This is a genomic window from uncultured Thiodictyon sp. (assembly GCF_903946935.1).
Lineage (GTDB): Bacteria > Pseudomonadota > Gammaproteobacteria > Chromatiales > Chromatiaceae > Thiodictyon.
The window spans coordinates 35,170-51,143 of sequence record NZ_CAJAXH010000099.1; the positions used below are offsets into that span (position 1 = coordinate 35,170).

General features: G+C 62.8%; 13 protein-coding genes. 10 read left to right on the top strand and 3 right to left on the bottom strand.

All coding sequences use genetic code 11. The annotated features are described in order from the left end of the window. Positions 1–266: 266 nt before the first annotated feature. Positions 267–1,130 (bottom strand): thioredoxin, encoded by an 864-nt coding sequence (gene trxA, locus QZX93_RS09090; RefSeq protein ID WP_295385581.1) that lies wholly within the window; start codon positions 1,128–1,130, stop codon positions 267–269. Between the two features lie 114 nt (positions 1,131–1,244). Between trxA and trxC the strand changes: the two genes are divergently transcribed. The 9 genes from trxC to QZX93_RS09135 all read left to right on the top strand — a co-directional run bounded on the left by trxC (position 1,245) and on the right by QZX93_RS09135 (position 11,196). After that, complete coding sequence (gene trxC, locus QZX93_RS09095) at positions 1,245–1,679, top strand: thioredoxin TrxC (RefSeq protein ID WP_295385584.1); 435 nt, start codon at positions 1,245–1,247, stop codon at positions 1,677–1,679. Positions 1,680–1,898: 219 nt separating this feature from the next. Next, positions 1,899–3,053: a glutamine-hydrolyzing carbamoyl-phosphate synthase small subunit gene (gene carA / locus QZX93_RS09100; RefSeq protein WP_295385586.1), complete on the top strand. Its 1,155-nt coding sequence runs from the start codon at positions 1,899–1,901 to the stop codon at positions 3,051–3,053. Continuing rightward, positions 3,050–3,463 (top strand): GxxExxY protein, encoded by a 414-nt coding sequence (locus tag QZX93_RS09105; protein WP_295385588.1) that lies wholly within the window; start codon positions 3,050–3,052, stop codon positions 3,461–3,463. Before carA ends, QZX93_RS09105 begins: the two co-directional genes overlap by 4 nt. Positions 3,464–3,556: 93 nt before the next feature. Beyond that, positions 3,557–6,763 (top strand): carbamoyl-phosphate synthase large subunit, encoded by a 3,207-nt coding sequence (gene carB / locus QZX93_RS09110; protein WP_295385590.1) that lies wholly within the window; start codon positions 3,557–3,559, stop codon positions 6,761–6,763. Between the two features lie 11 nt (positions 6,764–6,774). Further along, positions 6,775–7,251, top strand: a complete 477-nt coding sequence (greA, locus tag QZX93_RS09115; protein WP_295385592.1) for a transcription elongation factor GreA — start codon at positions 6,775–6,777, stop codon at positions 7,249–7,251. Positions 7,252–7,609: 358 nt separating this feature from the next. Further along, a complete protein-coding gene (locus QZX93_RS09120; RefSeq protein ID WP_295385594.1) occupies positions 7,610–8,275 on the top strand; it encodes a paraquat-inducible protein A in 666 nt (221 codons plus the stop codon). After that, on the top strand, positions 8,272–8,910 hold the full coding sequence (locus QZX93_RS09125; RefSeq protein WP_295385596.1) for a paraquat-inducible protein A: 639 nt from the start codon (positions 8,272–8,274) through the stop codon (positions 8,908–8,910). Before QZX93_RS09120 ends, QZX93_RS09125 begins: the two co-directional genes overlap by 4 nt. Then, positions 8,903–10,582, top strand: a complete 1,680-nt coding sequence (locus QZX93_RS09130) for an MlaD family protein (RefSeq protein WP_295385598.1) — start codon at positions 8,903–8,905, stop codon at positions 10,580–10,582. Before QZX93_RS09125 ends, QZX93_RS09130 begins: the two co-directional genes overlap by 8 nt. Then, a complete protein-coding gene (locus QZX93_RS09135; protein WP_295385600.1) occupies positions 10,579–11,196 on the top strand; it encodes a membrane integrity-associated transporter subunit PqiC in 618 nt (205 codons plus the stop codon). The genes QZX93_RS09130 and QZX93_RS09135 overlap by 4 nt, the downstream gene beginning before the upstream one ends. A 707-nt stretch (positions 11,197–11,903) precedes the next feature. Here QZX93_RS09135 and QZX93_RS09140 read toward each other — a convergent pair. After that, positions 11,904–13,010, bottom strand: a complete 1,107-nt coding sequence (locus tag QZX93_RS09140) for a hypothetical protein (protein ID WP_295385602.1) — start codon at positions 13,008–13,010, stop codon at positions 11,904–11,906. 434 nt (positions 13,011–13,444) lie between these two features. Here QZX93_RS09140 and QZX93_RS09145 point away from each other — a divergent pair, with 434 nt between their 5' ends. Beyond that, a complete protein-coding gene (locus QZX93_RS09145; protein ID WP_295385604.1) occupies positions 13,445–13,735 on the top strand; it encodes a hypothetical protein in 291 nt (96 codons plus the stop codon). 258 nt (positions 13,736–13,993) lie between these two features. Here the strand turns inward: QZX93_RS09145 and QZX93_RS09150 are convergent, their stop codons facing one another. Further along, entirely contained in the window at positions 13,994–15,391 is a 1,398-nt protein-coding gene (locus QZX93_RS09150) for a phospholipase D family protein (protein ID WP_295385606.1), read from the bottom strand. Positions 15,392–15,974: the final 583 nt, after the last annotated feature.

Below are 15,974 nucleotides of genomic sequence, written 5' to 3' on the forward strand. Positions count from 1 at the left end.
TAACGCGCTGAAAAGCCTTGGCGAGCTTGGCGCCTTGGCGTGACAACTGCTCTTTCTAGGTTGATCTGTGAGGTCGCCCTTCGGGGCGACCGCCGCGCCGGCGTCGATCATAATCCCGGCCAGTGGCGTGCGTAGTCAGGGCTTCCAGCCCTGACGGTGTCAGGCCAAGATGGCCTGACTACGCACCCGGCGAGCCCAAGTGGCCGGAATCTTGATCAAGGCCGCCGCGCTTGCCGGACGAGCCTTCGTCCCGTCCGGGGCCTTCGCTAATACAGTGCGGTCATCATCTTCGCCCGGTAACGGCTGACCAGTTCACCCTGTCCGCCTAGCAGGTCGAAGATTGCGACCATCCCCTTGCGTCCGGCGTCCTCACCGTATTTGCGGTCGCGCTTCATGAGCGCCAGCAGGTCCTCCAGGGCGCCCTCGATATCGCCCGCCAGCACCCGGTGGGCGGCGAGTCGATAGCGCGCCTCGCTGTCGTTGGGGTCGGCCGCCAGGCGCTCCGCCAATTGGGCGGGCGCCGGGGCCCCGACCAGGGCCGCGGCGAAGCGCAACTGGCCGCGCAGTGAGGCCACCTCCGGGTCGTGTGCGAGTTCCAGCGGCAGCCGTTCAAGCCCGTCCGTCGCCCCCGCAATGTCGCCCCGCGCCGCCGTGAGTTGCACCTCGGCCAGCGCCACCCGGGCGTTGTCCGGGTCCTCGGTGCGTGCCTGCTCCAGCAGGGTCGCGGCCCGATCCAGGTCGCCGGCCGCCATCAGCCCCTGCGCCTGCGCCAGCAGCCCGTCACCGGCGCGCGGGAGGTGGCGCTCCAGAAACTCCCGCACCTGGGACTCCGGCAGGGCGCCCATGAACTGATCCACCATTTCCCCAGACTTGAATAACTGCACCGTCGGCAGGTTGCGGATGCCGAAGTGCGCGGCCAGTGCCTGCTCCTCCTCGGTGTTGACCTTGGCCAGGATAAACTTGCCGCCGTAGGCCTCCGCCAGTTTGGCCAGTACCGGCATCAGGCCCTTGCAGGGGGCGCACCAGTCGGCCCAAAAGTCCACCAGTACCGGGCGGTCGAATGAACCATCGATCACCACCGACTCAAAATTCTCGGCGGTGACGGTGACGATATAGGGCGAAAGGGCCATGGACTGACACTCCGGGGCTTGGTGATCGATAACTTGGCCGCAAAATAGGTGCTGGCGGGTGGGGAATCAACCCGCGCGCCGCACCGCCCGACCCTTCACCCGAGGTATGACCCCATGTCCGACAGTCTTCACATCATCTGCCCTGCCTGTGACGGGGTCAATCGGGTGCCACGTGCGCGTCTGGGTGCCGACCCCAAGTGCGGTCACTGTCACCGTCCCCTGTTCAGCGGCACCCCGGCGGCCTTGGACGAGGCCCGCTTTACCCGCTTCCTGAGTCGCGACGAACTCCTTCTGCTGGTGGATTTCTGGGCGCCCTGGTGCGCCCCCTGCCGCGCCATGGCCCCCGCCTTTGAGTCCGCCGCCCGCGCCCTGGAGCCGGCCTTCCGCCTGGCCAAGGTCAATACCGAGGAGGCGCAGGGGTTGGGTGCCCGTCTGGGGATTCGCAGCATCCCCACGCTCGCGCTGTTCCGTGGCGGTGCCGAGGTGGCCCGCAGCGCTGGGGCCATGGATGCCCGCAGCATCGTCGCTTGGGCCAGGCAACATGGCTAAGGTCAGACCGCGGTGACTGCCTCGCCGTAACGGATCGCGAGCGGGTCGGCATTCGCCCGGCCCCTGCGCATGGACAGTCGGGCGCCAGACCTTTAGAATCCCCGCGGATTCGGTGCCTCTTTGTCCGAATCTTCTGCGCGTGTATGCGCTGTAGTCCCGGTGGTCCCCCGCGGCCCCCTTTTAGCGCCGGCCACGCCGTCTCCCGGTTCGGAGAAACCCTTGAAAAAGCCCGCAGTTTTGGTCCTGGAAGACGGTTCAGTCTTCCGGGGAACCTCGATCGGCGCCGACGGTTCGAGCGTCGGCGAGGTCGTTTTCAACACCGCCATGAGTGGGTATCAGGAGATCCTGACGGATCCCTCGTACCTGCGCCAACTGGTGACCCTGACCTATCCGCACATCGGCAACACCGGTGTGAACCCGGAGGACGAGGAGTCCCCGGGGGTGCAGGCGGCCGGACTCATCATCCGTGACCTGCCGATCCTGCCCAGCAACTTCCGGATGTGCGAGCGCCTGGATGCCTATCTGCTCCGTCAGGGGGTGGTGGGGATCGCCGGCATCGACACCCGCCGGTTGACGCGCATCCTGCGTGAGAAGGGCGCCCAGAGCGGTTGCCTGATGGCCGGCGAGGGGGTCGACGAGGCCGCCGCCCTCACCGCGGCGCGCGCCTTCCCGGGGCTCAAGGGGATGGACCTGGCCCAGCATGTCAGCACCACCGAGCCCTATGTCTGGACCCAGGGGGTCTGGAGCCTGGCGCATGGACATCGCGATCCGGAGGGTGAGCCGCCCTACCATGTCGTTGCTTATGACTACGGTATCAAGCGCAACATCCTGCGGATGCTGGTGGCCCGCGGCTGCCGGGTGACCGTGGTGCCGGCGCGCACGCCGGCGGACGCGGTGCTGGCCCAGCAGCCGGACGGCGTCTTCCTGTCCAACGGACCCGGTGACCCGGAGCCCTGCGATTATGCCATCGCCGCCATTCGCGAACTGCTCGCCACCGGTATCCCGGTCTTCGGCATCTGTCTCGGGCACCAGTTGTTGGGGCTGGCGAGTGGGGCGCGAACCGTCAAGATGAAGTTCGGCCACCACGGGGCCAACCACCCGGTGCAGGACCTGCGCACCGGGCAGGTCATGATCTCCAGCCAGAACCACGGTTTTGCGGTGGACGAGTCGAGCCTGCCGGACTGTCTGGAGGCGACGCATCGCTCGCTCTTCGACGGCTCGCTGCAAGGCATCCAGCGCCGCGACTGCCCGGCCTTCAGCTTCCAAGGCCATCCCGAGGCCAGCCCGGGACCGCACGACGTGGCGCCCGTCTTTGACCACTTCATCGCGTTGATGCAGAAAGATAAAATAGTGTCCGCAAATGAACGCAAATGAACGCAAATGGGGAGGGGGGCAGCGGCATTCCCGTGCCCATCTCCAGACGTGTCATCGGGTGTGCATTTGCGGTCAGTAATACGTTGGGCGTCGGGTTCTTGGAGGCTGTTTATGAAAATGCCCTCTGCATCGAGTTGGCAGACCAAGGTATCCGGTTCGAGCGCCAAGCCCCGCTGAAAGTGAGTTACAAGGGTCGGCTGGTTGGCAACTACATTGCCGACTTGGTAGTTGAAGGCCGCTTGCTGGTTGAACTCAAGGCCCTGAAGCTATTGACAGCCGATCATGAGGCGCAGGTCATGAATTATCTGCGGGCATCTGGGCTGAGTGTCGGTCTATTGCTCAATTTCGGTGCGCCGAAACTGGAAATGCGGCGGCTGGTTTGGCGTCATGACGACGCTGACTGCGTTTGATCGCCTGTCCATGCCAACCAAGCAGCCGAGCGAAAGGCATTCTTCTCTTAAATTTGCGTTCATTCGCGTTCATTTGCGGACAATAAATCCAGAATGCCAAAACGTACCGACATTCATAGTATCCTGATCATCGGCGCCGGGCCGATCGTCATCGGCCAGGCGTGCGAGTTCGATTACTCGGGGGCGCAGGCGTGCAAGGCCCTGCGCGAGGAGGGCTTTCGGGTCATCCTGGTGAACTCCAATCCCGCCACCATCATGACCGATCCGGAGATGGCGGACGCCACCTATATCGAGCCGGTCACCTGGCGCGCGGTGGCCGCCATCATCGAGAAGGAGCGGCCGGACGCCCTGCTGCCCACCATGGGCGGGCAGACCGCGCTCAATTGCGCACTCGATCTGGTGCGCCAGGGCGTGCTGGAACGCTTCGGGGTGGAACTGATCGGGGCCTCGCGCGAGGCCATCGACAAGGCCGAGGACCGGGATCTCTTCCGCAAGGCCATGCGCAAGATCGGGCTCGATATGCCGCGCTCGGCCATTGCCCACAGCCTGGAGGAGGCGATCCAGGTCCAGGCCCCCATCGGCTTCCCGTCCATCATCCGGCCCTCCTTTACCATGGGTGGGAGCGGCGGCGGCATCGCCTACAATCAGGAGGAGTTCGAGGAGATCTGTCGGCGCGGCCTGGACCTGTCGCCCACCCATGAGTTGCTGATCGAGGAATCGGCCCTCGGCTGGAAGGAATACGAGATGGAGGTGGTCCGCGACCATGCGGACAATTGCATCATCATCTGTTCCATCGAGAATTTCGACCCTATGGGGGTCCATACCGGTGATTCCATCACGGTGGCCCCGGCCCAGACCCTGACCGATAAAGAATATCAGATCATGCGCGACGCCTCGCTCAAGGTATTGCGCGAGATCGGGGTGGATACCGGCGGCTCCAACGTCCAGTTCGCCATCAATCCGGACGACGGGCGCATGATCATCATCGAGATGAATCCGCGCGTCTCACGCTCCTCCGCCCTGGCCTCCAAGGCGACCGGCTTCCCCATTGCCAAGGTCGCGGCCAAGCTGGCGGTGGGCTATACGCTCGATGAGCTGCGCAATGACATCACCGGCGGGGCGACCCCGGCCTCCTTCGAGCCGTCGATCGACTATGTGGTCACCAAGATCCCGCGCTTTGCCTTTGAGAAATTCCCCCAGGCCGACGCGCGGCTCACCACCCAGATGAAATCGGTGGGCGAGGTCATGGCGATCGGGCGGACCTTCCAGGAGTCGTTACAGAAGGCCCTCCGGGGGCTGGAAACCGACCGCTACGGGCTCGATGAGGTGGTCGATCTCAAGCACCAGGATGCCCGGAAGATCATCAAACACGAGCTGCGTCAGGCCGGGGCCGAGCGCATCTTCTATCTGGCGGACGCCTTCCGTCTCGGTATGGACTGCCACGAGATCCATTCACTGTGCCAGATCGATCCCTGGTTTCTCGCCCAGATTGAAGACCTGGTGGAGACGGAAGCGCAGGTGCGCGCGGCCGGTCTGCCGGCACTGGATGCCGACCGTCTCCTGGCGCTGAAGCGTCAAGGCTTCTCCGACCGCCGGCTGGCGCGCCTCATCGGGGACACCGAGCAGGCGATCCGCGACCTGCGCCGCGCATTGGGGGTGCGCCCAGTCTATAAGCGGGTGGATACCTGCGCCGCGGAATTCGCCTCCAGCACCGCCTACATGTATTCCACCTACGAGGAGGAGTGCGAGTCGCGCCCGACCGATCGGCAAAAGATCATGGTCCTGGGGGGCGGCCCGAATCGGATCGGTCAGGGGATCGAATTCGACTATTGCTGTGTCCATGCCGCGCTCGCCATGCGCGAGGACGGCTATGAGACCATCATGGTCAACTGCAACCCGGAGACCGTCTCCACCGACTACGACACCTCCGACCGGCTCTATTTCGAGCCGCTGACCCTGGAGGACGTGCTGGAGATCGTGGACAAGGAGAAGCCCCTGGGGGTCATCGTCCAATACGGCGGCCAGACGCCGTTGAAGCTCGCCCGCGCCCTGGAGGCCAATGGGGTGCCCATCATCGGCACGACCCCGGACGCCATCGACCGGGCCGAGGACCGTGAGCGCTTTCAGCAGTTGATCCACCAATTGGGGCTGATGCAGCCGCCGAATGCCACTGCCCGCAGCGAGGCCGAGGCGGTGGCGAAGGCCGCCGGCATCGGCTATCCGCTGGTGGTCCGACCGTCCTATGTCCTGGGTGGGCGGGCGATGGAGATCGTCTTCGACGAGACTGAGCTGAACCGCTATATGAAATACGCGGTGCGCGTCTCCAATGAGTCGCCGGTGCTCCTGGATCGCTTTCTGGATGATGCCATCGAGGTCGATGTCGACGCTATCTGCGACGGCAAGGATGTGCTGATCGGCGGCATCATGGAGCATATCGAACAGGCCGGCGTGCATTCCGGCGACTCCGCCTGTTCGCTCCCGCCCTATACCCTATCGCAGTCGCTGCAGGACCGGATGCGCGTGCAGATGGCGCAGATGGCGCATGGGCTCAATGTGGTGGGGCTGATGAATGCCCAGTTCGCCATCAAGGGGGACGACATCTATATCTTAGAGGTCAATCCCCGCGCCTCGCGTACCGTACCCTTCGTCTCCAAGGCCATCGGGTTGCCGCTGGCTAAGGTCGCCGCCCGCTGCATGGCGGGTAAGTCGCTGGCGGAGCAGGGCTGCACCAAGGAGATCAAGCCCAAGCACTATTTCGTGAAGGAGGCCGTTTTCCCCTTCATCAAATTCCCGGGCGTCGATACGGTGCTGGGTCCGGAGATGAAGTCCACCGGCGAGGTGATGGGGGTCGGCGAGTCATTCGGCGAGGCCTATGCCAAGGCCCAGGAAGGGGCCGGCACCCTGCTGCCAGTCAAGGGCAACGCGATGTTGAGCGTACGGGCGGCCGACCGGCCGCGCTTGATCCGGGTCGCCCGCGACCTGTTGGCCCTGGGCTTCACCCTCTATGCCACCCGCGGTACGGCCATCTCGGTGCATGAGGCCGGACTGCCCTGTGTCATTGTCAACAAGGTCATGGAGGGGCGCCCTCACATCGTCGATATGATCAAGAATCGTGAGGTGAGTTTTATCGTCAACACCACCGAGGGCGCCCAGGCGATTGCCGATTCGGCCGAGATTCGCCGCGCCGCGCTTCAGCACAAGGTCAGTTATACGACGACGATTGCCGGTGCAGAGGCTACCTGCCTGGCCCTGAAACAATTGGACATCTTGAGCGTCAATCGGTTACAAGATCTACACTGAGGATTGCACTGATGAGTAAGGTACCTCTCACGGCGCGGGGCGCTGAGAAATTGCGTGATGAATTGGAGCGGCTCAAGCGCATCGAGCGCCCGCGGGTGATCGAGGCGATCAGTGAGGCGCGCGCCCACGGCGACCTCAAGGAGAACGCCGAATACCACGCCGCCCGGGAGCAGCAGAGTTTTATCGAGGGTCGCATCAAGGACATCGACGGCAAGCTCAGTCACGCCCATATCATCGACGTCACCCAACTCCCGCCCACCGGGCGGGTGGTGTTCGGTGCCACTGTTCAGGTGCTGGAGGTCGAGAAGGATGAGGAGCGTACCTTCCAGATTGTCGGCGAAGACGAGGCCGATTTGAAGCAAGGCATGATCTCCATCAACTCACCCATCGCCCGCGCATTGATCGGCAAGAGCGAGGGCGATGTCGCCCTGGTGGATGCCCCCGGCGGCAAGCGTGAGTTGGAAATCCTGGAAGTGAAGTACATCTAGCCCGCATTGCGTCCGCCGCCCCGCGTGTCACGCCTCACGACGATCCGCGGAGGTGCGGGAGGCAGCGTCGATCATAATCCCGGCCAGTGGCGTGCGTAGTCAGGGCTTCCAGCCCTGACGGTGTCAGGCCAAGATGGCCTGACCACGCAGCCGGCGAGCCCAAGTGGCCGGAATATTGATCAAGGCCCGGGAGGCGATGGCAGGCGGATGCATGAGGTTTTGCTCCAAGGCGGACGGCGGGAGCGATCCGCTCGACGTCTGTACAAGGCCTGTGTAGTCCGGCAAACTAGCGCAGACGATCGCTGACTAAGACAACCCCGAACAGACCGCGATGCTTGGAACCGATGGGAAAATTCGCTTGGACGACGCCGACCGGGCGGCGTCGGCGTCAAGGCAACCGGCGGTCGCTTGCCCGGGTTGCGACCTGCTCCAATGCCTGCCCAGGCTGGGGCCCAGCGCCCGGGTCCGGTGCCCGCGCTGCGGTGAGGTCCTCGCCACCGCGCCGGTCGATCCCATCGAGCGACCGCTCGCCCTCACGGTCGCGGCGGCGATCGTCTTGATCGTCGCCAATACCACGCCCCTGATGGGGCTCGCGGTCGCGGGACGCGCCGCGCAGACGACCATCCTTGGCGGAGCACTCACCATGTGGAGCCAGGGTCAGGCGCTCACCGGCGCCCTGGTGGCGATCTGCGCTGCCATCGCCCCGGGCGCCTACCTGCTGTTCATGCTCGCGGTCCTGACCGCCGTCCGGCGCCCGCCCGCCCCGCCCTGGGTCGGCACCCTGCTGCGACTGGCTGGACACCTGCAACCCTGGGCCATGCCGGAGGTGATGCTGCTCGGCCTGCTGGTGGCGCTGGTCAAGATCGCGGAGCTGGCAACGGTGACCGCCGGGGTCGGACTCTATGCCGCCGGCGCCCTGCCGGTGCTGCTGGCGGCCATCGCGGTCAGCTTCGACCCCGGCGCGATCTGGGAGCGGGTGACCTGGGTCGGCAACGAGACGCCGCCCCGGATAGCGCCACGGTGACGAGCGCCGGCCTCACTGCCGCCCACCTGGGCCTGACCACCTGCGCCACCTGTGGCCTGTTGTCGCGTCCGGCCAGCGACACGGTGCCGGGTCACTGCCCACGCTGCGGTGCCAGCCTGCACCGGCGGCACCCGGACGCCATCCAGCGCACCTGGGCGCTGACCATCGCCGCGGCCATCTGCTACATCCCCGCCAACGCATTGCCCGTGATGATCACCACCGTCGCGGGCAGCGCGACCCCCGACACCATTATGGGTGGGGTGGTGTTTCTCTTTACCTCGGGCTCCTGGCCCCTGGGCCTGATCGTGCTGATTGCGAGCGTGCTGATCCCGCTTGGCAAGCTGCTGGCGATCGCCTGGCTCCTGATCGCGGTGCAGCGCCGCGCGCTCGGGGGCGAACGCGCGCGGATGCGGACGATCCGGCTGGTGCGTCTCATCGGGCGCTGGTCCATGCTCGATATCTTCGTCGATACCTTCACCGTGGCCCTGGTGCAACTCGCGCCCCTGATGTCGGTGCAGCCCGGCCTCGGGGTGGTGTTCTTCGGGGCCGTGGTGGTCCTGACCATGCTGGCGGCGGAGTCCTTCGATCCCCGGCTGCTCTGGGATCGCAACCCATTGGAATCCACCCATGACTGAACCCGCGGAACAACCCTTAAACGCCGGCGACCTGCCGCAGGCCATCGTGGAGCCGCCGCGGCGGCGGGTCGCGTTCGTCTGGATCGTCCCGCTCCTGGCCGCCGCGGTGGCCATCGGCATCGCCGTCCAGCGGGTGCTGACCGAGGGCCCGACCATCACCATCCTGTTCCACGCGGCGGGCGGTCTGGCGGCCGGCAAGACCGTGCTCAAATACAAGGACGTCGATATCGGCCAGGTGACTGAGGTCCGACTGGCCCAGGAGTTCTCGAAGGTCGCCGTGACGGTCAAGGTGGACCGCAGCGCGCGCGGCCTCATGGTGGAGGATGCCCGCTTCTGGATCGTTGCGCCGCGCGTCAGTTTGAGCGGGGTCTCCGGTCTGGGCACCCTGCTCTCGGGCAATTACATCGGGATGCAGGTCGGGCGGTCCACCCGGGAACAGCACCAGTTCGTCGGGCTGGAGACCCCGCCCGCCATTACCGATCAACCGGGTCGGCGGTTCCTGCTCAAGGCCCATGACCTGGGCTCGCTCGGGATCGGGGCACCGATCTACTACCGCCGACTCACGGTGGGCGAGATCGCCGCCTATGCCCTGGCGCCGGACGGCGACGGGATCGACGTCACGGTCTTCATCAACGCCGCTTACGAGCGTTATGTCACCACCGAGACCCGTTTCTGGGACGCCAGCGGCATCGACTTGACCCTGAACGCCGAGGGCTTGGAACTGCGTACCCAGTCCCTGGTGTCGATCCTGGCCGGCGGCCTGGCCTTCGACGCACCGGCCTTCGCGACCGGCGGCGAGCCGGCCTCAGAGAATGCCGTCTTTACCCTCTACGGCTCCCGCGCCGCGGCCATGCGGCAGCCCGACCCGGTCGCCCGCCGCTATCTACTCTACCCCGAGTCGGCGGCGGGGCTCAGGGTGGGGGCACCGGTGAAGCTCCTGGGTCTGTCGGCGGGGGAGGTGTCGGAGATCGGCGTCGCCCTGGACCCCAAGACCCGGAAGTTTCGCCCGCGCGTGCTCATTACCTTCTTTCCCGAGCGACTGCTCGCCCGTCTGGCCGGGGCCCAGGCGGGCGCGGGCCGGGCCTTCATGGACGCGGGGCCGGCGGCGCGGCTCGAGCTGATCCGCCACCAGGTGGATGACCTGGGGCTGCGCGCCCAGGTGCAGAGCGGCAATCTGCTGACCGGTGAGCGCTTTGTGTCGCTCGATTATCACCCCGAGGCCCCCCGGGAGAAGCTCGACTGGGACCAGGACCCCCTGGTGATCCCGGTGTTGGCGGGCGGCTTCGACGCGATCGAGGCGCAGGTGCAGGGCGTCCTGGCTCAGGTCGACAAGATCCTGGTCAAGGTGGACAAGATGCCGCTGGATGGCATCGCCGACGAACTGAACAAGACCATCAAGACGCTGGACGCCGTGCTGAAGGCGGCGGATACCAAGACCCTGCCCGAGGTGAGCCAGACCCTGGCCGGCCTGGACCGCACGCTCGCCACCGCGCAGCGCGTGCTCAAGGATACCAATGCGACCCTGCTGAGTCCGGATGCCCCGGGCCAGCAGGAGTTGCGCGACGCCTTACAGGAGGTCGCCCGCACGGCGCGCTCACTGCGGGTCCTGACCGACTATCTGGAGCGCCACCCCGAGGCCCTGATCCGGGGCAAGGGCCAGGAGAACCAATGACCCGTCCACGCATCGCACTCGCCGCCCTGGGGCTCTTCATCGCCGGCTGTGCCTCGCCGCCGTCGCACTTCTACACCCTGAGCAGCGCCCTGGCCCCTGGTGCTGGGGTTGCCCCTCCGTCCGGGGGGGTGGCCGTGGCGGTGGGGCCCGTGTCCATCCCGGCGCAGGTGGACCGCCCCGAGATCCTGGTCAGCGAGGGAGCGAATCGGGTACGCCCGCAGGAGACCGAGCGCTGGGCCGCCCCGCTCGCGGACAACATTGCGCGCGTGGTGGCGGAGAATCTGGCCGACTTGCTCGCCACCGCGCGGGTGACGCGCTTTCCCCAGACGACCGACATGGCGGCCGCCTATCGGGTGCTGATCGATGTGCAGGGATTCACCTCGGTCCCGGACCAGGCGGCCACCCTGGGGGCCGTCTGGACGGTGCGCCGGACCCAGGACGGGCGCAGCGAGACCGGGCGCACCCGCGTGCGCGAACCGGTCACTGGGGCGGGTTATGAGGCCCTCGCCGCCGCCCACAGCCGCGCGTTGGGGACCCTGAGTCGCGACATTGCGGACGCCCTGCGGCGGCTGATCGCCGCAGCCCCCGCGGGCGACGCGGGCAACGCGAAATAAGCGGTGGCCGGCACCCCCTAAGGGACGGTTCACTAACAAGTGGCGCGTTGCTTTAGCGCAACAGACTGTTTTACAAGGTTTCGCGTCGAATTATCGTGTATAACTTGTTTCTGCACCGTTACTAAGCGGGGTTGGTTCCCACGGACCCAGATGATGAATCGCCGATGAATCGCTCGCGACCCCGACGTCAGGCACCATGAACCGGCCTTGGTCATCGTTCCGGCCAGCCGCCGCCATTCTCATCTTCCTCTGCGCCTCCGCGTCTCTGCGTGAGTCAATACTGTCTCACGCAGAGGCGTCGAGACGCAGAGAACGCTAAAATCTGGCTTGTCTCTGGGGCGAGTGGCCGGAACGATGACCAACGCCGCGCAGCCGGCCGCTGAGGGTCTTGATTATCCTAAACCCGGGAATTGCTCACGCCAAGGCGCCAAGCTCGCCAAGAAATGCAATCGCGTAGAGCCACTATCCAGTTCACCCCCCGGGTGACTGTCGCAGCGCGGATAACGCACTAACAAGCCTTGGCGAGCTTGGCGCCTTGGCGCGACAAACCGCTCTTTCTAGGATCATCATTGCGGCCGCGAGGCGTCATTCCGGCCGGGACGCCGGAATCCAGTCCAGGGAAGGCAACCTCTCGGCGGTCGCGGGCTCGCAGAATAGGGCGAACGTGCCGAATTGAGGTACAAGGCCCCGCTGCGTTTCAGTGCCAATCACCCAGGCTTATGCAGCCTTGCCACCCAGCCCCAAGGAACCCAGACCGCGGCACCGACCCCAACAAACAGATACAACAGCCAATTGGGCAGCCCCATGAGCAGGCGCGCGAGCAATTGGATCGCATCGCCCTTATAGGCAATCTTCCCGGCGCGGGCCGAGAACTTTATAAAGCGGAAGGTACCGAGCTTATCCAGCAATCGCAATCCGCCCTGGCCAAAGGTCGCCGCCTGTTTAATCGTTGCGACCCCCAGATCCCCGGCACGCTGCGCGACCTTCAGCGCCTGGTCGCCGCCGATCCGGTAGAGCGTCGCACTCTGGTTGCCGAAAGTCTCGGTGAATGTCGCCATGCGCCGCAGCGATGAGGCATCGATGGTATGACTCAACAGCTCGAAACCGCCGCGCGTCTTCGCCAACGTATAGACATTGCCGAACAGGTCGGACACCGGATCCAGCTTACCGGACCGCTTGACCGCCGCGGCGCCATCGAGCACCGCCTTACCGAGCCAGGGCGGAAACTTACCGAGCTTTTTCGCGGCCTTCAGCATGATGACCCCGCCCTTGACCACCGTCGTCGCCCCCGCTGCGGGTGCCGCCGCCCCGCCGGTCCCCACGGTGGCCATCGCACTCACCACCTGCGCCGTGGTGGCAGCGACACCGATGCCGGCGAGCGCGGCAACCACCTCATCCACCTCCCCACCCTGCCCCCAGTTGATCGCCTGCTTGGTCAGGTCACGCAGATCGCCGATGACAAACAAGTCGCTCGCGACCCCGACGGCCTGACCGATGGTCTCGTCGCTCGTCCCATCAAAGAGCCCCTCTTTCAACTTTCCGGCCTGATAGGCGACGCGACCACGCTCCTGTTCGATCTGCGCGTGGAGGGCCTGCGCGGCGGGGTCCTGGTTGACGTAGTCGTATTCCATGAAGAAATCGAGATAGCCTGCCGCTTCGGCATAGTGCCCCACGGCCACCATCTCCCGGGTTTCCGGTACCGGGTCGATGCGGCTCAACGCAAGCACGGCCAGTTGGCCCTGTTGCCAGAGTACGCCGCCGGAGACGGCGGCCAGCAAGAGCAAGGCCAACTTAAAGGGTAGCTTAAACATCATGGTTGTCTCGCGAGCGTGGACCTTATTCATCGTTCCTGTCAGCGGCGATCGGTCCGCACAGCGGACCCTACGGCCTGCGCCGCGCCCGTAGGGTCCGCTGTGCGGACCAGCGACCTCGCGGTTGATGCACCGGCCCGTGTGATGACCAAGGCCGGCAATCTCGCAGCCGGCCGCTGCGTTTCGAGGCTAATCACCAAGCGAATTCCGCATTACCAACTTTCGGGGCAATACGTTGCGCGATCACAACCGACAGGCTACGATGCACCCACTGCCCCAATGCCAATAAGTTAAGGATTCGCCGTTCGCCCTGAGCTTGTCGAAGGGTGAACGGCGAATCCTTAACCCACTGAGCTTAAGCCGTTCGTGGTGAGCTTGTCGAACCACGAACGGCTTAACTTAATAGCATTGCCCACTGCTCAGGTCAAGGTGAAAAAATGTCAACATTTGAAGAGCATTGCAGAGAGTCGATAACGCTTTTCGGCAAGCCTTATGATGAAGTGCATCGCTGGTTAGACGAATTCCATACCAGCGAACAATATAAGATGCGACACCGCCGAGTCAGGCATCACGAGGCAGGAATAAAACAGGCAATCGGGCTGTTTGGTGAAGAAGCAGGCCCCGTTGCAAGGCAACATATCATTTCCGACCTAAAGCAAGAAGGGTGGACAGAGCAAGATCCGTTTCCGCGGGATGAAGCGCATTATGTCAGAATAGGACTATTTTAGACCCAGCCGGACAGGTGGATACATTGCTGTCTATCTCTAGATGAGGACGACGTTGGGCCACGCAGTATCTATCGACTCCGGCGAGTTTCAACCTGCTCCCCCTAAGCCTCGAACGCCTGGATTGTCGTAGGGTGAAATAAGGCGCCCACCAGGAGCATGAGGACAGGCGCCGATGTCGGCGACACCCATATTGCGTCGCATGGCGACTTCAAGGATCAAGCCGACGCATTTTGCCGACATTCAGCGCAATACGCTGCGCTATTGCGCCCTACGGGCGGATTCAAATATGCTATGACTCCTATTTTTTCGACACCATCTTTCAATGCGACTCTTTAGTCTTGCGTTTTCGATATCATCAGCATCTTGCATGTCGATCTCAAGATTTGACGCGATAGCGCATGCCGCCACCTTTGACGTTTTCATAGCATAAGATTTTGACCAATAATACCTCAACGATTCAAGAAATGAGTTTTGAAACTCATCGGTAGCGATGGGGTCGCTCCAAACATCGGGTACCGATGCCCAAGAAATACCCAACACCATACGAAAATAATGCTGCTCGTTACTCAGCTTTCTTAGCATTGTATCGTACCATTTCAACCAGCTCTCCATGAGTCGCCCGCCGTCATACGCATCCCACTTAGCCTGATGGAAGTCCCTCGTTATGTGATTGCGGAGTTGCTCGGAAAAAGCCTTGAACTGAGTGCTGACTTTTTCCTTATTGTTCTCCAAGTAGTCTTTTAAATCAGAATAATAGGGTTCTCGCGCATCGAAACGATTTTTCAGAATTTGCTCTATCTCATCCTCATACCAACTCGGCGACCAGAAACCGTAGCAGGTTTCGACGCAGTAGCGACGCCATGACTCTTTGCTTTTCCCTTTTTCTCGAAAGCTATGGCCCAACCCGCCATTTTCTATTTCTCCAGTAATCAAATCCACTACAGAAACTGCATCGACAATCGTTGCGGGAAGCATTGGATGAAGCGCCGCACGTGACTCCAGTATTTCCTCTGGCAGATTCAGGGTAAAGCGAAAAGGATCTTGCTCTTTTGTCTCGTAATAGAGCCAGCCGTCTAATAGCAGTTGACGCATCGTAGTTGGGTAATGATAAATCTCTGATTGTTGAGTGATCTTATCGGAACGCTCCGTAAGTCGAGGAACATATACCTGATTCACCCACTCAATCATATGACCAACATAGCCGTTAGCGCCGATGCGTGAGACGCCATTGAAAACGAGTTCCTCGTTTTCGGTTAGCCCTTTATGCGTAGCGTTCATGGACCCCACAATCAGGCGTTGCTCCAGGTTACCTTGCACCAAATAGCATTTGCTATGGAACAAGCCCCCAGTGCGTACGAGATAGATGCCGCTATCCTCGTCACAATACCTTTCGATTCTCAAAGCGCAACGCTTCAGAGCAGTCTCTATCTCAGGATTGGTAGTAAATCCGCTGGACGAATAATCGATGTAAACACGAAGGGTCGGCAGAGTTCGGTTATCATGAGCTGTCCTTGCAAAGGAAATAAGCCTATCTATTGTATAAATGTCAGTGTATGCTGATATCACAAGAATGCTGCGCACCGCGCCGGCGATTGCCAGCAGTTCGTCGATGCTATGACTTGTATTGTTCACTAGCTGCGAGGATTGCAGTTCCATGTTTTTCTCTTTAGACCAGTCATTGAGTTAACCACCCCCAAAAGTCCGGAGGCTTGCTCTTGTTAGCAGTTCAAAGCGCCCATGCGACCCCATTGATGAAGAGGAAAATATCCAGACTCAGATCAATTACTCAGATCTCAGTTAAGACATAATATAGACGCGTGGTTTACTTAGCCTTTCCGGTATTTATCTATCATACTCAAGCCCTCCAGCCCCCCACATGCCAGCCCTACATCTAACCCGCCCGACACTCGACATTCTGTCGGGTTGATGCGAATGAGTCTCCCGCCCCAGTCATGAATCACCTCCTGACTGAAGTGCCGCACCGTGGCAATCGCAGTCCCGGCCCCCAATTCGATGACCACCGGGTGCCGCACGGGCTCCAACCAGTGTTGCAGCCGCTCCATTTGCTGCAAGGGGTCTAGGGCGCAACGGAACAGAAAACCTAGTACCGCAGGATGAAAATCCTAATACCGTTTCTGAAGAGCGCGTTGTAAGATGCAAACTTCGTGATCTACTCTGGTTTTTTCGATGCCCTTGCTTCGTCCTGCGCCTGTCCTCGTAACCGATCGCGAGCGTCAAC